Origin of the sequence: Bradyrhizobium erythrophlei, from assembly GCF_042430365.1 — a bacterium.
In the GTDB taxonomy this organism is placed as follows: Bacteria; Pseudomonadota; Alphaproteobacteria; order Rhizobiales; family Xanthobacteraceae; genus Bradyrhizobium; species Bradyrhizobium erythrophlei.
The window spans coordinates 55,542-76,869 of the sequence record NZ_JBHMET010000108.1 but is presented as its reverse complement, the minus strand read 5'-3'; the positions used below and the strand labels follow the sequence as shown (position 1 = coordinate 76,869).

General features: G+C 63.1%; 17 protein-coding genes. 5 read left to right on the top strand and 12 right to left on the bottom strand.

Annotation, left to right across the window (positions count from 1 at the left end; all coding sequences use genetic code 11):
• Nucleotides 1-870: 870 nt before the first annotated feature.
• On the top strand, nucleotides 871-2,754 hold the full coding sequence (locus ACFFWD_RS17905; protein ID WP_376967408.1) for a tetratricopeptide repeat protein: 1,884 nt from the start codon (nucleotides 871-873) through the stop codon (nucleotides 2,752-2,754).
• 14 nt (nucleotides 2,755-2,768) lie between these two features.
• Here the strand turns inward: ACFFWD_RS17905 and ACFFWD_RS17900 are convergent, their stop codons facing one another.
• Both ACFFWD_RS17900 and ACFFWD_RS17895 read right to left on the bottom strand, forming a co-directional pair.
• A complete protein-coding gene (locus ACFFWD_RS17900; protein WP_376967406.1) occupies nucleotides 2,769-3,239 on the bottom strand; it encodes a YHS domain-containing (seleno)protein in 471 nt (156 codons plus the stop codon).
• 207 nt (nucleotides 3,240-3,446) lie between these two features.
• Entirely contained in the window at nucleotides 3,447-4,085 is a 639-nt protein-coding gene (locus ACFFWD_RS17895) for a DedA family protein (RefSeq protein WP_376967404.1), read from the bottom strand.
• A gap of 178 nt (nucleotides 4,086-4,263) precedes the next feature.
• Here ACFFWD_RS17895 and ACFFWD_RS17890 point away from each other — a divergent pair, with 178 nt between their 5' ends.
• Nucleotides 4,264-5,016, top strand: coding sequence for a cupin domain-containing protein (locus ACFFWD_RS17890; protein WP_376967402.1), 753 nt, complete (start codon nucleotides 4,264-4,266; stop codon nucleotides 5,014-5,016).
• A 190-nt stretch (nucleotides 5,017-5,206) separates the two neighbouring features.
• On the opposite strand, the gene ACFFWD_RS17885 is transcribed toward ACFFWD_RS17890, so the two are convergent.
• Together ACFFWD_RS17885 and ACFFWD_RS17880 are read right to left on the bottom strand one after the other, a co-directional pair.
• Nucleotides 5,207-6,196, bottom strand: a complete 990-nt coding sequence (locus tag ACFFWD_RS17885; protein WP_376967400.1) for a LysR family transcriptional regulator — start codon at nucleotides 6,194-6,196, stop codon at nucleotides 5,207-5,209.
• A 339-nt stretch (nucleotides 6,197-6,535) separates the two neighbouring features.
• Complete coding sequence (locus tag ACFFWD_RS17880; protein ID WP_376967398.1) at nucleotides 6,536-7,549, bottom strand: trypsin-like serine peptidase; 1,014 nt, start codon at nucleotides 7,547-7,549, stop codon at nucleotides 6,536-6,538.
• Nucleotides 7,550-7,976: 427 nt separating this feature from the next.
• Between ACFFWD_RS17880 and ACFFWD_RS17875 the strand changes: the two genes are divergently transcribed.
• Nucleotides 7,977-9,359, top strand: a complete 1,383-nt coding sequence (locus tag ACFFWD_RS17875) for an FAD-binding oxidoreductase (RefSeq protein ID WP_376967396.1) — start codon at nucleotides 7,977-7,979, stop codon at nucleotides 9,357-9,359.
• Between the two features lie 110 nt (nucleotides 9,360-9,469).
• On the opposite strand, the gene ACFFWD_RS17870 is transcribed toward ACFFWD_RS17875, so the two are convergent.
• Both ACFFWD_RS17870 and ACFFWD_RS17865 read right to left on the bottom strand, forming a co-directional pair.
• A complete protein-coding gene (locus ACFFWD_RS17870; RefSeq protein ID WP_376967394.1) occupies nucleotides 9,470-11,032 on the bottom strand; it encodes a 2-isopropylmalate synthase in 1,563 nt (520 codons plus the stop codon).
• A 513-nt stretch (nucleotides 11,033-11,545) separates the two neighbouring features.
• Entirely contained in the window at nucleotides 11,546-12,115 is a 570-nt protein-coding gene (locus tag ACFFWD_RS17865; protein ID WP_376967392.1) for a bifunctional transcriptional activator/DNA repair enzyme AdaA, read from the bottom strand.
• 129 nt (nucleotides 12,116-12,244) lie between these two features.
• On the opposite strand from ACFFWD_RS17865, the gene ACFFWD_RS17860 reads away from it, so the two are divergent.
• Nucleotides 12,245-12,670, top strand: a complete 426-nt coding sequence (locus tag ACFFWD_RS17860) for a nuclear transport factor 2 family protein (protein ID WP_376967390.1) — start codon at nucleotides 12,245-12,247, stop codon at nucleotides 12,668-12,670.
• 433 nt (nucleotides 12,671-13,103) lie between these two features.
• Nucleotides 13,104-15,299, top strand: coding sequence for a spermine/spermidine synthase domain-containing protein (locus ACFFWD_RS17855; RefSeq protein ID WP_376967388.1), 2,196 nt, complete (start codon nucleotides 13,104-13,106; stop codon nucleotides 15,297-15,299).
• A gap of 113 nt (nucleotides 15,300-15,412) precedes the next feature.
• On the opposite strand, the gene ACFFWD_RS17850 is transcribed toward ACFFWD_RS17855, so the two are convergent.
• From ACFFWD_RS17850 to ACFFWD_RS17825, 6 genes are all read right to left on the bottom strand, one after another.
• Nucleotides 15,413-16,366, bottom strand: coding sequence for a polyphosphate kinase 2 family protein (locus ACFFWD_RS17850; RefSeq protein WP_376967386.1), 954 nt, complete (start codon nucleotides 16,364-16,366; stop codon nucleotides 15,413-15,415).
• Nucleotides 16,367-16,485: 119 nt separating this feature from the next.
• On the bottom strand, nucleotides 16,486-17,457 hold the full coding sequence (locus ACFFWD_RS17845) for a branched-chain amino acid ABC transporter permease (RefSeq protein WP_376967384.1): 972 nt from the start codon (nucleotides 17,455-17,457) through the stop codon (nucleotides 16,486-16,488).
• Nucleotides 17,454-18,335: a branched-chain amino acid ABC transporter permease gene (locus ACFFWD_RS17840; protein ID WP_376967382.1), complete on the bottom strand. Its 882-nt coding sequence runs from the start codon at nucleotides 18,333-18,335 to the stop codon at nucleotides 17,454-17,456. The genes ACFFWD_RS17845 and ACFFWD_RS17840 overlap by 4 nt, the downstream gene beginning before the upstream one ends.
• 168 nt (nucleotides 18,336-18,503) lie before the next feature.
• The gene (locus ACFFWD_RS17835) at nucleotides 18,504-19,208 is read right to left on the bottom strand and encodes an ABC transporter ATP-binding protein (protein WP_376967414.1); all 705 of its coding nucleotides are present in this window, start codon (nucleotides 19,206-19,208) and stop codon (nucleotides 18,504-18,506) included.
• A 5-nt stretch (nucleotides 19,209-19,213) separates the two neighbouring features.
• Nucleotides 19,214-19,987 carry an ABC transporter ATP-binding protein gene (locus tag ACFFWD_RS17830; RefSeq protein ID WP_376967380.1) on the bottom strand — a complete coding sequence of 258 codons (774 nt, stop codon included), beginning with the start codon at nucleotides 19,985-19,987 and terminating at the stop codon, nucleotides 19,214-19,216.
• An 11-nt stretch (nucleotides 19,988-19,998) separates the two neighbouring features.
• Entirely contained in the window at nucleotides 19,999-21,309 is a 1,311-nt protein-coding gene (locus ACFFWD_RS17825) for an ABC transporter substrate-binding protein (protein WP_376967378.1), read from the bottom strand.
• Nucleotides 21,310-21,328: the final 19 nt, after the last annotated feature.

Below are 21,328 nucleotides of genomic sequence, written 5' to 3'. Positions count from 1 at the left end.
GAACGCATTGATTCAGCATCATTCAGCTATGGGAATCCTGAATGTGGATTGGTCCTAGGCCGGGACGACACTGAATTTTCTGCGCGGCCCCGTGAGTCATACGTCCATATTCTCGCGGCGCGCTGCGTCCGAGCTTTGCGTCTTGTTTCACCCTCCTCTTCAAGCAGAGGGCGCAGGGAAAGCCGGGTGCCGATTGCACCCATGGGCCCTGTGCAACAAAAAGCACAGGGGTAGGACCACAGGTGAAACCGGAAAACACGCCGGCTTTCCCTGCACGATGGCTTTACGGCTTGCTTCGTGCTCTCCCCGGCGAGACCGGGCTTTTTTGTCACCGTCTTCGCAGAACGTTTCGCGTCTTGCGAATAGACACCTGCCACTGGGGCGTCAGGACCACACGACTTCACCGTTCGCTTCAGCCACGCTCGTCAGTCGTGACATCCGCGTCCACCGCATCTCGACCCAACACTCGTGACGATCGCGACGCGCCCCTCAAGCGGGTGAGACGGGCGGATCATTACACTGATTTGCGCTTCGAAAAAACCGAAATATTTCTTGCGCGGAGGGTTGACGGGTTTTGCTGATTTGCCCGTCGTGTCCAATCGGCAACACCCAGGCAGACGCGGCCGTACGGTGCAGGGATGAGGTCGCGCCTGTGTGCACAGGAACGGAAAGGCCGACAGACCTGGCCACCTTCGCGTTACGCTCGAAAGCGGACTTCCCGGCTAGCCCTCAACACGTCGCCTTCGGGTCACAGAAGCGGAAGTCGCCGCCCGATATCATCCTGCCCCGGCCAGCCCCTGCCGGGCTGGCAATTCCGGCCCTCAGTCTGTGGTAAGGTGAGGTATCGTCCCAAGTCGCGCGGGAGGGAGCATGAGTGCGCCCCGCAAGCTCGCCGCCATCCTGGCAGCCGACGTGGCCGGCTATTCCCGGCTGACCGGCCTCGACGAGGAAGGAACGCTCGAGCGCCTACGCAAGCTTCGCCGCGAGCTGATCGATCCGGCCGTTTCCCTCCACCGCGGCCGCATTGTGAAGACGACCGGCGACGGGATTTTGATTGAGTTTCCTTCGGTGGTCGATGCGGTGCGCTGTGCCCTGGACGTCCAGCGAGGAATGGATGCGCGGAACTGGGACGTACAGGCCGACCAGCGTATCGAATTCCGAGTCGGAATCAATGTCGGCGATGTGGTGGTCGAGGGCGAGGATTTGCTCGGCGACGGCGTGAACGTCGCGGCGAGGCTGGAGGGAATTGCAGAACCCGGCGGCATCTGCATTTCCGATGCAGCGTATCAGCAAGTTCGTGACAAGGTGGACGCGAATTTCGAGGATACCGGCGAGCAGCGGCTCAAGAACATCGAGCGACCGGTTCGTACCTTCCGGGTGCTGCTGGGCGCGCCAAACGTAACAGCACGTTCCAGATTGGTAGCTCTCAAGCGCAAACGTGTCGGCGTGTGGATCTTCGGCGGAGTGCTCGCGCTTTTGGCGGTCGGGGTTGGAGCGGTCGGGTGGTGGCAGGACGGCCGACGAAGTGGAGTCGCAGCTCCGCAACCGGCCAGCATTCCGAAAACGGTTGGACCACTCTCGCAGCGGCCCACCGTCGCCGTACTGCCGTTCCTGACCATGAGCGCGGGATCAGCCGATGACTACTTCGCTGACGGATTGACCGAGGACATCATCAGTGCGCTCGGGCGGTTCTCGCAACTGGCGGTCCTCGCTCGCAATGCCGTATTCCCGTACAAGGGCAAGCAACTCCGGTCCGAAGAGCTTGGGCGCTCCCTAGGCGCACGGTATCTCGTCGAGGGCTCGGTGCGACGCAGCCCAGAGCATCTTCGCATCTCGGTTCAGTTGTCCGACGCGTCCAACGGCACGCTGCTGTGGTCGACCCAATACGACGCCGAGCCAAAGGACATCTTTTCGATTCAGGACAACATCACACGACAAGTCAGCGGTGCGCTTGCCGTCAAGTTGACCAAGCTCGAACAGGCGCGGTCGACCGCCAAGCCGTCAAACAACCTTGAAGCCTATGATCTCGTTCTCCGCGGGCGAGCTTTGATGGCCCGGAACACGCGCTCGGCAAATGTTGAGGCGCGTGGCCTGTTTCGACGCGCGATCGAGGTCGATCCCGAGTATGCCGCCGCGTATGCGGGGCTCGGGTACGCGTATCACCTCTCTGTGATGCGGGGCTGGACCGATCAGCCGGTCGACACAGAGAAACGGGTTGAGAGTCTTGCGGGCACTGCGATCCGGCTCGACGGCTCCAATACCAGCGCCCACGTGCTATTGGGTGCAGCCAACCTACGATTCCGCAATTACGATCAGGCTATCGACGAACTCAAGCTCGCTCTCGATCTCAATCCGAGCGACGCCGAAACTTACGCCTGGCTCGGCGTTGCACTGCTCTACACTGGTGCGCTGGGGGAGAGTATCAGGGCGATCGAGACCGCACTTCACTTCGATCCGAATCTGGACACCATCCATTTAACCGACCTCGGGATGGCGTATCTTTTAGCGGACCGGATTACGGACGCGACGCGTGTAGCAGAGCAGGCCATCGCACGAGATTCTGGATTCGCGTTCGCTTACTCCCTCCTCGCTGCGGCTTACGCCGAGGCGGATAGGCCCGAGGATGCCGCCCGTGCCGCGGCAGCCGCCCGCAAGCTGGACCCCTTCTTCGATACCGGCCGCTTCGGCTCGCTGTTTCGCAATCCCGAGCATCGGGCCAAATTGGCCTCCGCCCTTGGCAAGGCCGGGCTCTAATTTCTCACTCTTGCCTAACGCTGACCTTTGAGAGTGGTCCAGTTCGCATCGGCCTTGGCGATCATGCTGGCGGGGTCCTTGGCGAAGAGCGCCGGGCCCTTCTTGCTGTAAAAGACATAGAGCTTACCGTCGGAAATGACCCAGGCCTCGGGATCGGCTTCCACCTTCACGCCCATGGAAAGACCCACCGTGCAATACCCGGAAAACTGCGGCGCGTAGCGATCGGGATCTGCCGCAAACATCTTCTGGTGCTCGGCGTTCGCGAAATAATAGACGGCCTCATCGAACGGAAGGGAAAATGCCGCCGATCCTTTGACGGGGCGGCCGTCGGTGAAATAGGCGACGGGATCATAGCCCTCAATCGCCACCCGCGGCGTCGCGGCCTTACCTTCCTCGGCCGCCACCGAGGGACGAGCAACCCACCTGCCGTAAAAGACAGCGGCGATCGCCGCCTGGACTAGGAACCGACGGGTCAATTCGTTCATCGCCCGTACTCCCTGCCGCTAATCAAGCTGCGGCAAGTAGTCTATCCCGACGATAGGGCCAGGTCCACATCGCGGGCATCATGGCGGCTCTGGGTCAATGGCGTCCTTCTAGCAACGGGCCAACGACTTCCGGTCTACCTCGACAAGCAGATCATCTCGGAGCGGTTTGAATTTCGCGTTTTGGGCACAACGACGGATCAATTTGCATTAGCGATCCGACAGCGCGCGCTGGGCCTGGCGAAGAAGCACAAATTCATACCGCCGCATGATGATTGAAAGCGCAGATCCAGCGCCAATAAACAATCCCAGTGACACCAGGCTCAGCGTTTCAGAAATTTTGTAGATTTCGGTTCCCACAGCGTAGGCACCGAAGCCGAAGAGACATGCCCAGCAGATGCCCCCCGTGACGTTGAAGAAGAAAAAGCGACCCGGCGGCATGCCATTTGCGCCGGCAAGCAAAGCCGCAAACATGCGTAGCACCGCGATAAAGCGACCGAAAAACACGACTGCGCTCCCATATCGAAAGAACAGGTATCGACCGATCAGCAATCGGTTTTCATCCAGGCGAACGTATCGCCCGTATTTGCGAAGAAGCGGCAGTCCGAAATGGCGCCCGACCGTGTATCCGATCCCGTCTCCGATGATCGCACCTGCAGCGGCCGCGGCTACAACGACAACGATATCGATCTGATTGGTGGCGGCGGCCAGGAGGGCAGCAGCAACAAGGATAGTCTCGCCGGGAAGGGGCACGCCGGCGCTTTCCAGCGCGACGACAACGGAAATGATCCAGGCTCCATGGACCTGGATCAAACGAATCAGAAAACTCGAGAACCACGCAAGGTCCATCTTCTAAGACTGCCTGCTGCACATTTCTTCGACCTCCCCCCGGACGGCCACGAAATCCGTTTCGCTCGGCCTTTGCTCTCCCTCTCCATCCAACAGCAGTTCGATGCGGCCTGCCATTCCAAGAGGCGCTGGGAGAGCATATCATGCTCCGACGATCCGCTGAACCTGGGAGGCGATCATGCAATTCAGGACAACCGGACTATTGTTGCTCGGCGCGATGGCGCTTCCCGCCTCCGGAACCGCACAAACCACCGCCGCTCCTCCGGCAATCTCACGAACAGTGATCGCCGCAACCAAACTGCCGACCGTCGCGGACGTACCGGTCCATTTCAAAGCGGTGAGCGTTACCCTTCAGCCGGACGAGAGGAGCAGCGTCTCGGCAGCCAACGGCATCCTCTACCAGATGTCAGGATCGACCGAGGTCGCGCTCGGTGGCGAGGCTAAAATTCTCAATGCCGGAGAAGGACTGTTCATCGCCGACGGAAAGACCGCCACGCTGACGGCAGGCAGTGGAGCGCCGTCAACTTTTCTCCACTTCTTTCTTGTCCCAGCTGGGGAATTGGGTCAGCCTGCCGAGACGGCAGCTGCCGTCGTGAGAGAATTGTATCGCACAGCGAGTCCGATCCCCGACCTGAAGTCAGGCAGTTATGATCTCAACCTCACGCGAGTCACATTTCCCGCGCAGATGTCTTCCAACCCGCCGCACCATCGGTCCGGCGCGGCTCTATACTTCATTCTCTCCGGCATCGGGGCCAACACGATTGATGGTAAGACAGAAGCAAGGGGACCGGGTTCCTTGATCTATGAACCGTACGCCCTCGTGCACCAATGGGGAAATCCAGGCAACGAGCCGTTGATATTCCTGGCCTTCAACATCAATCCGGAAGGTGTAGCAGCCGTGCTTCCGGGCGCGCCAGCAAAGAGCCAATAAACAGCGGCGAGCGGCCCGCCGCAGAACCGCCTGTCGAAGATTTCATCAACAGCGAACGGTTGCTCGATCGAACGGGTGACGCGGCGCACAACATTCGCCGGCATTCAGCACCTGATGCCCGAGACGGGTCCAAAACCCGAAATTCTATCGCGACCAGCGCATGTCTGCCTTTGCCTTCATGGCGGACTGGTTAGGCGACCTGCCCGCCAGGGCGCCCCATCCCTTCCGATTCCGTCGCCCGCAGATGATCCAGCATCATACGGCTGGTGGCGGAGAGATGCGCGGCGTCGCGGACCACGATCTTCAGTTCGCGCCGGCCCCAGCCGTCGCGCAGGCGAATTGCACAGAGACCCATGCCGGCGCCGACCACCTCGAAGGCGCGGTCCGGGATCAGGCCGAGGCCCATATTCGCCTGCACCATGCGGCAGACCGCGTCGAAGCCGGGCACGTTGATGCGCAGCCGCATCGCCTTGCCGGCCTGGGTCGCCGCATATTGTGAGCGCAGGTAGATCGAGCTCGCGGTGTGCAGGCCGATGTGGTCGAAATCGAGCGTGTCGGTGAACATGAGGCTCTCGCGGGTGACGAGCGGATGATCGGCACGCATCACCACGACAAGATTGTCATAGCGGTAGTGGAACGCCTCGAGCGCGCGGCTGTCGGCCTCGGTCGAACAGATGCCGATCTCGGCCGCGCCCTCCTCGATGCCGCGCACCACCTGCCCGCTCGGCCGTTCCTGCAAATCGACGCGCAACAGCCCGTGCGCGCCGAAGAAGGCGGAGAGATCCTCGGGGAGGAACTGCACGATCGCCGAGAGATTGGCGAGCATGCGGAGATGTCCGCGGACGCCTTGCGAATATTCCGACAGCTCGACCGCGATCTTCTCGACATTGAGCAGCGTGACGCGGGCGTGATGCAGCAGCGCCTCGCCCGCCGGCGTCAGCGCCATACCCTTGGACAACCGCTTGAACAGCGTGACGCCGAAGGCGAGCTCGAAATCGTTCATTCGTTTCGATACCGCCGAGGCCGCGATGCCCTCACGCTGCGCGGCACGCGTGAGGTTCTGCTCGTCGCAGACGGCGATGAAGAGCCGCAGCGTGGTGAGGTCGACGCGGCGCGTGAGTGCGGTCTCCGACGGCGTGGGTGCGCGCGGCGGGTCGATGTCCAGGGATGCAAGCGGCATGGGCGGCGTCCTTGCGGGAGGAACGCCGATAGGTTAGCGCCGGGGTTGGCGCGAAAAATCCCAAAGCGGTGCGAAATGAGGTGGGTTGTTAGGATGGGATTCCAACGAGACAGTGGAAGCTGTGCGCCACATCCCAACAAGTGCCAACGCTGGTTACCGCGCCTCTCTCGATCCGTTACCCCCGCGCAACGGCTTTGCCGTTGCGCGGAGATGACAGGCTGAGATCGTAGGGTGGGTTAGCGAAGTGCAACCCGCCCTTCCTTGTGCGCGGCATTGGCGGATTACGCTCACGCTAACTAACTAATCTAACTAACTAATCCGCCCTACGCTCCTGCAAAGCTATGGAAAATCGTTCCGGGCCTGGTTCACCATAATCGGAATGTCGTTGCCGCCACCGGCCGTATTGGTCGATGGATTCTGTCCGCTTTGGACACCCGTGACGCGCGGCCATGGTTCGCCGGCCCACCAACCGAAAAACGGACCGCCGGATTGCCCAGGCCAGACGTCGGCCATCTGGAGCAGGCCCTCGTCGGTCGGGTCGTCGCTGCCTTCCGTGCCGTTGATCGCGATGTTGCCCTGGAACGTCGGCCGCGCGGCGCCGGTGAGATCGCCGGGATAGCCGATGTGGCTCCACGCCGTCAGTCCATTCCACGAATCGGAGTATCCGCGCGTTCCCATCCAGCCGCAGACGTCGCCGAGACGATTGTTCAGAACGAGCACGACGTAATCCTGCTGGGTGTCGGCAACGCTCAAGGTCGGACCGACGACCTTGCGGAAGGCGTACCAGTGGATGATCCCGGAATTTCCGAACGGCGCGTTGCCGTCGAAATAGGACGGGGTGAACGTCACCTGGTTGACCGTGTTGTCCGGATTCCAGGTCATCATGTGCGAGGCGCACAAGAGATGCCGCGGACCGACCAGGACGCCGCTTCCGGTGCCCCCGGTGACATCGACCCGCCCGACCGTGCACCACGGGAACGAGGTGTCGGAGAACACCCGGCGCTGGTCCGGCTGAAACACCGTCGTCGCCATGAATTGCCCCCTCCCCAACACCGCCGCGGGATCGAAAAACGCCTTCAGCCGAAACCGCTCATCGAGGGCGGGCACGTGCGGGTTGAACGCCAGGTGATCAGGCAGGAAGCCTGTCAGCCTCTTGTCGATCTCGACGGTCGCCGCGTCGGATCTTTCGGGGCGCTTGAGCATCGTTCCCTTGACCGGCTCGGGAAACACCCGGATGCCGGGCTTCGGCGGCACGAGGTGCCGTTCGAACGTGATGTTGACATCGGCCGGCTTCAATGCCGGTCGCGGCTTGAGCGCTGACGTCACTTGCCGCGGGCTGAGAGGCTTTTCCATGACGAATTCTCCCGTTGCGGGACACTCGCCGGCTGGCGAGCACCAAGGCTGAAAATGACTCGATGCGAAGCGGTTGCGATTCCAACGATCGACTTAAAGTTAAGTCCCGACATCCACGCAACCAGAGGCGCTTGTAGCACCCGATCGACGATCCCGATGTGAACGGGCTTACACCTCATGCGATTGAGCGCAGCCGACGATCACATGCGCGCGAGCGTGCGCGCGGCGGATCTGCCGCGCGGGTTGCCAAGCCGGCAACCGGCATCTCCATCGATCGCATGAGGCGGCCGTGGCACCGATCCGGCAAACTACGGCCGTCGGGTGATCCCGCATCATGCCAGCAACTGGCAGGGCCGAGTTCCGACACGGACGGGAGCGCAAGGCCCTGGCGGGCAGCCCGACTGGCCCGTGAGATCAGGAGAGGATCATGCGTGACGAAGCCAAGATCAAGTTGCGTGAGAGCCTGCGCGGCACGGTCATCGAGCGGGGCGAAGCCGGCTACGACGAAGCCCGTGCGCTCTACAACGGCATGATCGACAAGCGGCCGGTGCTGATCGCGCGCTGTGCCGATGTCGCCGACGCCATCGCGGCGGTGAAGTTCGGCCGCGACAATGACCTGCGCATTGCGATCCGCGGCGGCGGCCATAATGGGCCCGGCCTCGCCAGCGTCGATGACGGACTGGTCATCGACCTCTCCGCCCTAAGGGGCGTGCGCGTCGATCCGGTCGCGCGACAGGCGCGGGTCGGCGCGGGATGCACCCAGGGCGACCTCGACCACGCCACCCACGCATTCGGCCTTGCGGTACCGGCCGGCATCATTTCGACCACCGGTATCGCCGGCCTGACCTTGAGCGGCGGCCATGGCTATCTCACCCGCAAATACGGCCTCACCATCGACAATCTGGTCGAAGCCGACGTCGTGCTCGCCGACGGCAGCTTTGTCGTCGCGAGCAAGGACAGCAATCCCGACCTGTTCTGGGCGCTGCGCGGCGGCGGCGGCAATTTCGGCGTCGTCACCTCCTTTGTGTACCAGCTCCACCCCGTCAGCACGGTGTTCGCCGGGCCGATCGCCTGGGATCAGCAGCACGCCCGCACCATCATGCAGCATTATCGCGACTTCCTGCCAGCAGCGCCGGAGGAGCTCGGCATTTTCCTCGGGCTCAAGACCGTTCTCTCAAGTCCGCCGTTTCCGCAGGAGCATTGGGGAAAGCGTATCTGCCTCTTGATGTGCTGCTACGACGGCGCAGAGGACGACGGCAAGAAGGCGCTGGCGCCGCTGCTCGACGCGTTGCCGGCGCCGTGGCTCAACTGGATGGGGACGATGCCGTATCCGGCGGTGCAGAGCATGTTCGACGGGCTCTACCCCAAGGGCATGCAGTGGTATTGGCGGGGCGACTTCGTCAAGACGCTGCCGGATGCTGCGATCGACATCCATCTTAAGGAGGCGGCAAAAACCCCGAGCGAATTGTCGCTCATGCATCTCTATCCGATCGACGGCGCCGTTCATCGCGTCGGTAGCGGCGAGACCGCCTGGAATTGCCGCGATGCGACCTGGTCGATGGTGATCGCCGGCATCGATCCGAATCCACAAAAGGCAGGGCCGATCACGCGATGGACCAAGGCCTATTGGGAGGCGGTTCACCCCTTCGATCTCGGCGGCGCCTACCCGAACTTCATGATGGACGACGAGGGCGACGCGCGCCTCAAGGCGACCTACGGATCCAACTATTCGCGGTTGGCGGCGGTGAAGCAGAAATACGACCCCGGCAATCTGTTCCGGGTCAACCAGAACATCAGGCCGGCCGCCTGAGGCAGCGACCCGCGACGTTGCGAACGTGACGACCACGCGGAGATGGCCAAAGAAAAACGCGGCGCCAAAGACGCCGCGTTTTTGTTTCGGAACCCGGAAAGGACGAGCCGTCAGCCCGCGACCTTGGCCGGGGCGCTGTCGCGCTGGCGCTTCATCACGATCTTGTTCAGCGCGCCGAGATAGGCCTTGGCCGACGCGACCAGGGTGTCCGGATCGGCGGCACGGGCGCTCATCGAGCGGCCTTCATGGGCGAGACGCACCGTGACTTCGGCCTGCGCGTCGGTGCCTTCGGTCACCGCGTGCACCTGGTACAGTTCGAGTTTTGCGTCATGCGGCACCAGGCGCTTGATGCAGTTGAAGACGGCGTCGACCGGGCCGTTGCCCTCGGCCTCCTCGATCTTGATCTGGCCGTCGACGTCGAGCTTCATGGTCGCGCGCTGCGGGCCATGGGTGCCGGCGATCACGGTCAGCGAGGTCAGCTTGATGCGGTCGTGCGCGGCCGCCATCTCCTCGTCGATCAAGGCCTCGATGTCCTCGTCGTAGATGTCCTTCTTACGGTCGGCCAAAGCCTTCATCCGCGTGAAGGCATCTTCCAGCTGGTTGGGGCCGAGCTTGTAGCCCATCTCCTCCAGCTTGTGCACGAAGGCGTGGCGGCCGGAATGCTTGCCGAGCACCAGCGACGACTGCTTCAAGCCGACCATCTCGGGTCGCATGATCTCGTAGGTGGAGGCGTCCTTCAGCACACCGTCTTGATGGATGCCGCTCTCATGGGCGAAGGCGTTACGGCCGACGATCGCCTTGTTGTACTGGACCGGAAACGAGGTCGCGGCCGACACCAGCTTCGAGGCGCGGGTGAGCTGCGTGGTGTCGATCCTGTTCCAGTACGGAAACTTGTCATTCCGCACATTGATCGCCATCACGATCTCTTCCAGCGCGGCGTTGCCGGCACGCTCGCCGATGCCGTTGATGGTGCACTCGACCTGGCGCGCGCCGCCGACGATGCCGGCCAGCGAGTTGGCGACCGCCATGCCGAGGTCGTTATGGCAGTGTACCGAGAACACCGCCTTGTCCGAGTTCGGCACGCGCTCGATCAGCGTCTTCATGAAGTGGGTGTATTCCTCCGGCACCGTGTAGCCGACGGTGTCGGGGATGTTCACCGTGGTGGCGCCGGCCTTGATGACGGCTTCCACGATGCGGCAGAGGAAATCCATCTCGCTGCGGGTGCCGTCCTCGGCCGACCATTCGACGTCGTCGATCTGGTTGCGGGCGCGCGCGACCATGGCCACCGAAGTCTCGATCACCTGCTCCGGGGTCTTGTTCAACTTCACCCGCATATGCAGCGGCGAGGTCGCGATCACGGTGTGGACGCGGCCGCGTTTTGCAAACTTCACAGCTTCCGCGCAGCGGTCGATGTCGGCCGGATGGGCGCGCGACAGGCCGGCGATAACTGCATTCTTGGAGCGGCGGGCGATCTCGCTGACCGCCTGGAAGTCGCCTTCCGAGGTGATCGGGAAGCCGGCTTCGATGACGTCGACGCCCATGTCGTCCAGGAGCTCAGCGACCTCGAGCTTTTCCTCGAACGTCATGGTGGCGCCGGGGCACTGCTCGCCGTCGCGCAGCGTGGTGTCGAAAATGATGACGCGGTCCTTCTCGGACTTGTTCACGGAGGCCATTTCAGAAATTCCTTTTAGCTTTCGCGCTCGTCAGTTCCTTGAGCGCTGTCAGGGTCCGGTGATCTCGTGCAACCCCTGAGTGCCCAGGCGCAAAAGCCCAGCCGGCCCTCAGGGGCAGGTAAGAAGAAGCCGGCCAATAAGCAGGGTGGGCAGCGCAGCCGGGACAGCGGCGGTAGCCAAGGCCACCTCCCCCGAAATCCCATCAATTTGGCCGCGAATCAGCATTGCCAGACCCTTTTGAGCGCCAAATCCTCGGACAAAACCGTTGACGGTTGGTTGCCGGGACCGCGCCTCGCGCCGCCGTTCTAGACGATTATGGCAAGCCGCCGCAATGGGTAAAGATGGTCAGGGGGGTTGACCTAATGAGGGGGGCGTCCGCCGAGGCCAAATCGGCGCGCTGCATCACAGGCACCGTGACCGGGTTCTATTTTGGTGCCAAGAGCGGGCAGGAAAACCGAACGCCAGGTGGCAATCCGCCGGGCGCCCGCCAATTGCACGATGGCGGGATAAATCTCACTTCCGCCCGCGCGAGGATGCGCGCAGGCTTGACGGCGACCGGCCGTAGAGATCGGCGAAGGCGGCGTTGAAGCGGCGAACGCTGCCGAAGCCGGCGCGGAAGGCGATCTCGGTCATGGTGTCGTCGGTGGTGTCGATCAGCCGCTTAGCGCGCTGCACGCGGCGGGTGGTTGCGACCTGCTGTGGGCTGGCGCCGACATGACGCGCGAACAGGCGCCCGAGATGACGCGAGGTGATGCCGAGCTGGTCCGCCAATGCGGCGACGGACGAGCGCTCCAGCGCGCCGCCATCGATCAGCTTCAGCGCCCGCGCCACGGTCGAGCGCGTGCCGTTCCAGGCCGGACAGAACGGCGCGGTCTCCGGGCGGCAGCGCAGGCATGGCCGGTAGCCTGCCGCCTCGGCGGCGGCGGCCGTCGGGTAATAGGCGACGTTGCGCGGCAGCGGATGCTTCACCGGGCAGACCGGACGGCAATAGATCCGCGTGGTCTTCACGGCGGTGAAGAAGCGGCCGTCATAGCGCACGTCGCGCCGTAGCCGCGCGGCGTTGCAGACCTCGAAACTCAGCATGCCAGGAGCTTAGCGCATCGCGCGGTGAGGGAAAGCCGCCGGAGGTGATGAGGTCCGATTCCGGCCAGCGGACACGGCGGCTGCGATCTAGATCGGGGCGACCGCTCAACGCCCGCAGGAGACATCGAGATGACCAGCCCGACCGCCAAGGAGATCGTGCTCAACGCCTGGCAGACCTTCAGGACCCGCGACGCCAACCTCATCGCGGCCCTGTTCACGCCGGAGGCCGAATGGATCGCGCCGGCCCGCAATGCGACCGCGGTCGCGCTCGACCACACCGACCACATGATCGGGCGCGAGGCGATCGCGCGCTTCATCTCGACCGAGATGCACCGCCTGTTCTCCGAGATCGACATCGCCTTCCGCGCCGTCCATGCCGACGGCGACAGCGTAATCGTCGAGGAGCGGATGCGGGCGACGCTGCCCGGCGGGCGGCCCTACGACAACGACTACTGCTTCGTATTCGTGGTCGAGGGTGGCCGCATCAGGCAGGTGCGGGAATACATGGACACGCGCAAGGGCTGGCAGATGGTTTTCGGGGATGCCGCGCCGTGATGGGTTCTGCGGAGCTAGAACAACGACCTCCACCCTCCCCTCAAGGGACGGTCACGCGCTTATTCTTCCGCTTTCGGTCAAGATCATTGACGGTGGGTTGCCGGGACCGCGCTTCGGGGCCGTTCGAAACGAGAAGGCCGGTCGCAGCGGGGGCTTAAATCAATCTTTGCTCAATATCTTGCATTTAGTCTGCAACGACAACCGGGCGTCAAGGAACCTTCGAACCGAAGGCCGGAATCTCTCACAAGGACGCGGACGCAACTCCCGGAAGGATGTTACTGGAGCGCGGTCTGCAGAACGGGTTCACGCTGGTTTCAAAGAGACGCGGAGCGGGCTCACATCGTGGGTTGACGAGATGGCGACCGAGGTGCGCCCGCCGGAGTTTTGTCGCCGATCTGCGCGATGAGTTTGGCTGCTGGGGAGAAATGGGATCATGCCGACGACAAGCGTGGCCGAAGGGCTCGACAAGCGACAATTCGGCTTCAATCTCTTTCTTGTCGGATTCCTGATCCTGTTTCTCGAATTGGCCTGTATCCGCTGGTTCTCGGCCAAGGTCATTTTCCTTCAGTTCTTCACCAATATCGTTCTGATCGCGTCCTTTCTGGGCATGTCTTGCGGCTGTCTGGCTGCGCGGCGCAGCACCAATTGGCTAGCGCTGTTTCCGGGGCTGGCGCTGGTGACGTTCGCCGCCGTGGTGCTGATCATGGTGCTGTATTCCTACTGGGGCGGGCTTGCAGTCGACGTCGGCCATCAGGCGTCACCGCAGGAGGTGTTTTTCGGCACCGAGGCTCGCAACCCCGACCTGGCTCAGTTCGTCGTGCCGATCGAAGCGATCGCCGCGCTGTTCTTCGTCCTGATCGCGTTGATGTTCGTCGGGCTCGGCCAGACGCTCGGCCGCGCCTTTGACGCCTATCCCAACCGTGTCGTCGGCTATTCGTTGAATATCGGCGGAAGCCTGGCCGGCATCGTGGGATTCTCGCTGCTGTCGTTCGCGCAGGCGCCGCCGGTGATCTGGTTCCTGACGAGCTGCGCCGGGATCGTCTACCTGCTCTATCAGGACAAGGCCCTGTCGCTGCTGCGTCTCGTGACGCTCGTCATCGTGGTCGCATTTACCGGGTTCTACACCGATCGCTCCGGCGATCACGAATTGCGCTGGTCGCCCTACTACGCCGTCGACCGCAACAAGGCGAACGGCGACATCACCGTGAACAGTATCGGCCACCAGGTGATGGTGCCGTTCAGCACCGGCGGCTCGTCCTATTCGTTGATCCATCTGCTGCAGCGGCAAAGCGGCGGACCGCCGTTCAAGGACGTCATGATCATCGGCGCCGGATCCGGCAACGATCTGGCGCACGCCCTGCGCTTCGGCGTGAACAGCATCGATGCGGTCGAGATCGACCCCGTGATCCAGGACATCGGCATTCATCATCACCCGGACCGGCCGTATCAGGACCCGCGCGTGACCCGCCATCTCGACGACGGCCGCCATTTCCTGCGCACAACCGAACGCAAATACGATCTGGTCGTGTACGCGCTGGTCGACTCGCTGATCCTGCACAGCGGCTACGCCAACATCCGGCTCGAAAGCTACCTGTTCACGGAACAGGCCTTCGAGGATGTCCGACGCGTCCTGAAGCCTGACGGGATCTTCGTGATGTACAATTACTACCGTCAGGGGTGGATCGTCCAACGTGTCGCCGAAATGGCGAAGCGGGTGTTCGGTTGTGAGGCGATCGTGCTGCCTCTGCCCTACGACGAAACGCTGACATCGTCCCAAACGGTCGGATTCACGACCATCATCGCCGGCTGCAATCCACGCATCTCCACCGCGTTCCGCGAGCGTGGCAAGTTCTGGCTGAACAGCCTTCCGATGGAAAATTTGCCGGTCAACGGCTTCGACAAGCCGCAGCAGACGGCGGCCCAGCACGGCGACTGGGTGCCGCTGGCGCCGACAAAGCTGGTGGTCGACAACGACGGGGCGAAGCAACCGACCACCGATGACTGGCCGTTCCTCTATGTCAGCGGGAAACTGATCCCCGATCTCACCGTCCGCTCGATGATCCTGCTCGGCGTGCTCGGGCTCGGCATGGTCTATTTCTTCAAGCCGAAGGGGACCTGGCGGCCCAACAACCGGATGTTCTTCCTCGGCGCCGCCTTCATGCTGCTCGAGACCAAGGCGGTCGTGCAAATGGCCCTGCTGTTCGGCAGCACGTGGCTGGTCAACTCAGCCGTTTTCTTCACGGCCCTGGTGCTGATACTTGCCGCCAACCTTTACGTGCTCAAGGTGCCGTCGGTCCGACTGGGGCGGCACTATCTCGGACTGCTGGCGATGTTGTTGGCCTCGGTGCTGGTGCCCTTCGATGCGTTCCTGAGCGGGGGGATCGTCTGGCGCTACGTGATACCTTGCGCGCTCGCGCTCGGCCCGATGTTCTTTGCGGGCGTGATCTTCGCCCGCTCGTTCCGCGACGAAGCCAATCCCGATCAAGCTTTCGGCTCCAACATCGCGGGATCGGTGATTGGAGGTCTGGCCGAGTCGTTCTCGACGCTGCTCGGCTTCCGCCATCTCCTGATCCTGGCGATCTGCTTCTATCTGCTCTCGATATGGATGCCGCGCGGCAAGCCGAACTAAAGCGCGATGAGATTTTGATGAATCGTCATCGCGCTTTAGGTCTTCGTTTGAGCATGATCTTTTCGGAAAACCGCTACACACTTTTCCGGATCATGCTCTAGCGTCAACCGGGGTCAGGCGCGCGGCTTCTTCGCGGCCTTGCCGCTCGCGCCCGCCCCGCCCTTCCCCTCCGCCAACAGCGCCTCGCGCACGCGCTTGAATTCGCTCTTCTCGGCCTTGTCGACCTCGGGGAATTTCAGGTCGAGCCTGTCGAGCGCGGCGATGATGGTCGAGCCGATCACGACGCGGGCAAACCATTTGTGGTCGGCGGGCACGATGTGCCACGGCGCGTCCTTCGCCGCGGTGTGGTGGATCATGTCCTGATAGGCGGCCTGGTACTTGGCCCACAATGCGCGCTCGGAGATGTCGGCCATCGAGAACTTCCAGTTCTTGGCGGGCTCATCGAGGCGATCGAGGAACCGCTGGCGCTGCTCCTCCTTCGAGACGTGCAGGAAGAATTTCAGGATCACGGTGCCGTTGCGCGCGAGATAGCGCTCGATCGCCGAAATATCCTCGAAGCGCTCGCGCCAGATGTTCTTCGTCACCAGGCGCTTCGGGATCTTCTGCTTCTCGAGCACCTCACGGTGCACGCGCACGACGAGGCACTCCTCATAGTAGGAGCGGTTGAAGATGCCGATGCGGCCGCGCTCGGGCAGCGCGGTCATGGCGCGCCACATGAAATCGTGATCGAGCTCCTTCGTCGACGGCTGCTTGAAGGAGGAGACCTCGCAACCCTGCGGATTGACGCCCTCGAACACGCTCTTGATCGCCGAGTCCTTGCCGGCGGCGTCCATGCCCTGGAAGATCAGGAGCATCGACCAGCGGTCCTGGGCGTAGAGCTTCTCCTGGAAGTCGCTCAACCGCTTGCGATTGGCGTCGATGATCTTGCTCCCCGAATCCTTGTCGATGCCACCCTTCTCGGCGGTCGGATAGGATTTCAGGTGGAATTCGCCTGACCCGTCGAAACGGAACGGCGCGACGAAGGGCTTCAGTTCATCGGCGAGCGGCTGGGGCGTTTTGTTGTTCATCTATCTCCTCATCGTCATGCCCGGGCTTGTCACGGGCATCCACGCGCCTGGTTGAAAAGAAGAGACGTGGATGGCCGGGACAAGCCCGGCCATGACGGCGCGTGGGGTCTATCAGTCCTTCAGGACGGCTTCGGTTGTGTCTTGAATCGGTCGATCACGCTACCAAGAATGCCCTTGGGCAGAAAGATGATGAAGAGCACCAGCAGCACGCCATAGACCAAATTGTCCCAGCCGACCGCCTTGGTGCCGAAGCCGATGCGCAGCACCTCGGCGAGCAGGATGGTGATGACGGCGCCGACCGTCGGCCCCAGCGCGACATAGACACCGCCGACGATCACCGCGAACACCATCTGCAGCGAGACGGCGATGCCGCTGACCGTGTCAGGCGAGATGAACATCTGGTACTGGCAGTAGAGCGCGCCTGATAGCGCGGTCATCAGCGCTGAGATCAGCGTGATCTTGAGCTTCTCGGCGGTGACGTTGACGCCGGCGGCGGCCGCCGCGTCCTCGTCCTCCGAGATCGCCTCCATGGCCTGGCGGCCCATGCTGTGGTCGATCCAGCGCCAGATCAGGAGGCCGACCAGCCAGACCGCGAGCGCGATCAGGTACCACGTCGTCTTGTCGTTGAATTGCAGCGCGATCAGCCCGTTTCCGCTGGTGGCGCGATGCGGCGTGTAGCCGAGCGAGCCGCCGGTGTAGTCGCGGGTCGCGGTGATGACCTGCAGCACGATGCCGGATAGCGCGAGCGTCACCAGCACGAAATAGTGCCCGGTGATGCGGAAGCGGAAACAGGGATAGGCGACAACAAGCGCCAGCACGCCCGCGGTCGCCATGCTGAGCGGAATGCCGATCCAGGGCGAGATGCCCAGATGATTCCACAACAGCGCGGTGACATAGGCGCCGATGCCCATGAAGCCGCCATGGCCGAGCGAGACCAGGCCGAAGCGGCCCATGATCGACCATGAGGTGTAGGCGAACGACCAGATCAGGATCAGCACAAGGATGTGCAGATGATAGGGATCGCGATGCACGAAGGGCAGCGCGACCAGCACGACGAGTGCGACGATCCAGCCGGCGACTTGCGTGTTCACGAGCGCCTCGCGAGCAGGCCCGCGGGCCGGATGAACATCATGACAATGAAGAAGCCGAACGCCAGCACGTAGCCCCATTCGAGATCGGAGAACAGGCCCCCGAGCGAGATGATCTCGGCGAACACGAAGGCGGCGATGAAGCCGCCGATAAAATTGCCGAGCCCCCCGAGCACGCAGATCAGGAAGGTGATCGGCCCGAACGACAGGCCGACGAAGGGATGCACGTCATATTGCAGCACCAGGAGGCACGCGGCGAGTCCGGCGAGCCCGCCGCCGATCGCTGAAGTTATGAGATAGATGCGTTTGGCGTCCACCCCCATCAGCGGCATGATCTGGCGGTCCTGCGCGATGGCGCGGATCGCCGTGCCGGTGAAGGTCTTTGTCATGAAGAGGTAGACGCCGATCATGCCGGTCAGCGCCGCGGCAAACGACAGCAGGCGCGCGTAGCTGAAATTCATGTCGCCGAGCGCCAGCACGGGTAAGCGGATGCCGAGGTTGCGGAAATCGATGCCGAAGGCGACGGTGGCAAAGCTCTGCAGGATGAACAGCACGCCGCCGGTGGCGAGCAGTTGGTTGATCGGTGGCGCGGTCAAGAGCGGCGCGATGACGAAGAAATGCAGCGCGGCGCCCAGCAGCGCCACCAGCAGGATCACCAGCGGCGCGGCCGCCCAGTACGGCAGATGGTAGACCTGCACGAGATAGTACATGCCGTACATGCCGATCATCACGAGCTCGGCGTAGCAGATCCAGGTGACGTCGATGACGCCGAAGATCAGGTTCAAACCCAACGCGAGCAGCGCCAGCACGCCGCCGAGCAGGATGCCGTTGATGACGGCTTCCAGCAGGTAGATGTCGAAGATGTCGAGAAAGGATTGCATCGTATCCTCTTTCTTACCTCTCCCGCTTGCGGGGGAGGTCGGATCGCATCGCAAGATGCGATCCGGGTGGGGGCTCCCTCCGCGATGCGACTCGTGGAGATACCCCCACCCCGGCCCTCCCCCGCAAGCGGGAGAGGGGGCGCGCCGCCCGAGTTGATCCAATCATGCTCACACCCCCAGATACGCCTGCTTGATGGTGTCGCTCTCGGCGAGTTCGGCCGCAGTGCCGGCGGCGCGGATGGTGCCGGCCTCGAGCAGATAGGCGCGGTCGACCACGCGCAGCACCTGCTGCACGTTCTGCTCGACGATCAGCACGGTGAGCCCGCTGGCGCGGATGCGCTTGACCAGCTCGAACACCTGCTGGACCACGACCGGCGCGAGCCCGGCCGAGGGCTCGTCGAGCAGCAACAGCTTCGGGTTCGACATCAGCGCGCGGCCGATCGCGCACATCTGCTGCTCGCCGCCCGACATCGTGCCGGCCATCTGGTGGCGGCGTTCCTTCATGCGCGGGAACAGGTCGAAGACAAAGTCCAGTCGCTCGGCATATTGCGCCCGCGCGCCCGGCATATAGGCGCCCATTTTCAGATTGTCGTCGACGGTGAGCCGCGGAAACAGCCGGCGATTTTCCGGCACATGCGCGATCCCGAGACTGACGATGCGGTGCGCCGGCGTCTTCACGACGTCGGTGCCTTCCATCGTGATTTGACCTTTGGTCGGGCGGATCAGGCCTGAGATCACGCGCATCAGAGTGGTCTTGCCGGCGCCGTTCGGGCCGATCACGCCGACCGCCTCGCCTGCCCTGACGTCGAGGCTGACGTCGAACAGCGCCTGGAACGTCCCGTAGCCCGCATCGATCGATTGCAGCTCGAGCATGGCGGTCACGCCCCGATCCGGCGGCGCGCCTGCGCGGCAGCGGCGGCGGCCAGGCTCGCATCGGCATCGGTGCCGAGATAAACCTCGATCACTTTGGCGTCGCCGGCGACATCCGCCGGCAGGCCTTCGGCGATCTTCTCGCCATGATCGAGCACCATCACGCGGTCGACCACCCGCATCAGCACGCCCATGATGTGCTCGACCCAGATGATGGTGATGCCGAGCTCGTCGCGGATCTTGCGCAGCATGTCGGCGGCCTGGTCCATCTCCTTCTCGTCGAGGCCGCCGAGGCTTTCGTCGGCCAACAAAAGCTTGGGTCCGGTGGCGAGCGCCTTTGCAAGCTCGAGCTTCTTCAACGCCGCGGCCCCCAGGCCGTCGACAGAGGCGTGGCGGTCGGTCGGCAGGCCGACCATCGCGAGCGCACGCTCGGCCGCCTCCTCGGCCCTGGCGCGGCTGTGGCGGCCCTGGCCGTAGAAGCCGGCGAGCATCACGTTCTCGAAGATGCTCAGGCGATGGAAGGGGCGTGGGATCTGGAATGTGCGGCCGATGCCGCGGTTGATGATCCGATGCGGGGCGAGGCCTGCGATCTCGTGGCCGTCGAACAGGATCGAACCCGCGGTCGGCGGCAGCGTGCCGGACAGCATGTTGAAGATCGTGCTCTTGCCGGAGCCGTTCGGGCCGATCAGGCCGAGGATCTCGCCCTTTTCGACGCGGAACGACACGTTGTTGACAGCGCGAAAGCCGCCAAACCGCTTGACCAGGCCCTCGACAGCAAGCACGGCAGCGTCACCTATTTGTAGCTGTAGGTCGTGCCGGCCGGCAGCGGCAGCACGGCTTCGCGCTGCGCCTGGCTCTTCGGCCACACCACGTAGGACTTGTCGTCGATGTACTGGATTACGACGGGGAACGAGCGCTCGTTCTGCCCTGCCATCGGCGTTCCCTCGCCATAGAACTTGACGCCAAAGCCGAGCATCGTGCCGCCTTCGGGCAGGTCGACCTCAAGCGCGGCCTTGCGCAGCGCGTCGGGATCGACGCCGCCATATTTCTTGATCGCGCGCGGCAGCACCTCGGTCAGGAAGACATAGGTGTTGGAGGCGGCCATGCCGACATGGGCGGAGCGGATCGCGACGCCCGGCTTGATCTTGTCGAATTCCTCACCGACCATCTTGATCACCGGCGGCAGCTTGGGATCCATGGATTTCTGGTTGGCCAGCCAGATCGAGATCGGGTCGGTGTTGAAGACATAGTTCACATCGGCGCCGAGCCCCTCTTTCAGCTTCTCATACACGCCGTATCCGGCGCCATGTCCCACCAGGGCGCCGAACTTCAGCCCCTGCTCACGCGCCTGGCGCGCGAACAGCGTAATGTCCGGATTGTAGCCGGTGTGAAAGATCACGTCGGGCTTGGCACGCTTCAGCTTGGTGACCAGCGCGGAGAGGTCGGGCGCGGTCGCGGAATACCCCTCCTTCAGCACGACGTTGAAGCCGGCTTTCTTGGCGCCGACCTCGTTGCCCTTGGCCACGTCGACGCCATAGGCGCCGTCCTCATGGATGATGGCGACCCGCAGGTCCTTCGGCTCCTTGCCGAACTTCTCCTTGGCGTTCTGGGCGATGAAATCCATCGTCATCATGCCGAACTGGTCGCCGCTGGCCTGCGGCCGGAAGACATATTTGAAGTTCTTGTCGGCGAGCACGGAGGAGGAAATGCAGGTGGTGATCCACATGAATTTCTTGAGTTGCTCGACGCGGGCGGCCACCGGCACGCACTGGGCCGACGAGAAGAAGCCCAGCAGCATATCCACCTTTTCCTGCTCAATGAGGCGGACCGCTTCGTTGATGGCAATGTCGGGCTTGCTCTGCGCGTCGGCATAAACAGCCTCGATCTTGTAACCCTCGACACCGGTCTTGGCGTAGTGGTCGAGCATGATCTTGGCGCCGGTATATTGCAGCTCGGAGCCGCCGCCGGCGAGCGGGCCGGTGAGGTCATAGATCACGCCGATCTTGATCTTTTTGTCCTGCGCCAGCGCGGTGACCGCCGTCCCCAGCGTCGCAACCGCAACGGACAGCGCCGCAAGCCAGCGTGTAGCCTTCGCTACCAGCATGAATCCCTCCCCGGAGATT

Bases quoted from the DNA above. Each gene is read 5' to 3' on its own strand.
- ACFFWD_RS17895 (WP_376967404.1), bottom strand. From the start codon at position 4,085: ATGGACCTTGCGTGGTTCTCGAGTTTTCTGATTCGTTTGATCCAGGTC.
- ACFFWD_RS17850 (WP_376967386.1), bottom strand. From the start codon at position 16,366: ATGAACAACAAAACGCCCCAGCCGCTCGCCGATGAACTGAAGCCCTTC.
- ACFFWD_RS17880 (WP_376967398.1), bottom strand. From the start codon at position 7,549: ATGGAAAAGCCTCTCAGCCCGCGGCAAGTGACGTCAGCGCTCAAGCCG.
- ACFFWD_RS17865 (WP_376967392.1), bottom strand. From the start codon at position 12,115: ATGCTGAGTTTCGAGGTCTGCAACGCCGCGCGGCTACGGCGCGACGTG.
- ACFFWD_RS17825 (WP_376967378.1), bottom strand. From the start codon at position 21,309: ATGCTGGTAGCGAAGGCTACACGCTGGCTTGCGGCGCTGTCCGTTGCG.
- ACFFWD_RS17855 (WP_376967388.1), top strand. From the start codon at position 13,104: ATGCCGACGACAAGCGTGGCCGAAGGGCTCGACAAGCGACAATTCGGC.
- ACFFWD_RS17900 (WP_376967406.1), bottom strand. From the start codon at position 3,239: ATGAACGAATTGACCCGTCGGTTCCTAGTCCAGGCGGCGATCGCCGCT.
- ACFFWD_RS17890 (WP_376967402.1), top strand. From the start codon at position 4,264: ATGCAATTCAGGACAACCGGACTATTGTTGCTCGGCGCGATGGCGCTT.
- ACFFWD_RS17905 (WP_376967408.1), top strand. From the start codon at position 871: ATGAGTGCGCCCCGCAAGCTCGCCGCCATCCTGGCAGCCGACGTGGCC.
- ACFFWD_RS17875 (WP_376967396.1), top strand. From the start codon at position 7,977: ATGCGTGACGAAGCCAAGATCAAGTTGCGTGAGAGCCTGCGCGGCACG.
- ACFFWD_RS17885 (WP_376967400.1), bottom strand. From the start codon at position 6,196: ATGCCGCTTGCATCCCTGGACATCGACCCGCCGCGCGCACCCACGCCG.
- ACFFWD_RS17835 (WP_376967414.1), bottom strand. From the start codon at position 19,208: ATGCTCGAGCTGCAATCGATCGATGCGGGCTACGGGACGTTCCAGGCG.
- ACFFWD_RS17860 (WP_376967390.1), top strand. From the start codon at position 12,245: ATGACCAGCCCGACCGCCAAGGAGATCGTGCTCAACGCCTGGCAGACC.
- ACFFWD_RS17840 (WP_376967382.1), bottom strand. From the start codon at position 18,335: ATGCAATCCTTTCTCGACATCTTCGACATCTACCTGCTGGAAGCCGTC.
- ACFFWD_RS17870 (WP_376967394.1), bottom strand. From the start codon at position 11,032: ATGGCCTCCGTGAACAAGTCCGAGAAGGACCGCGTCATCATTTTCGAC.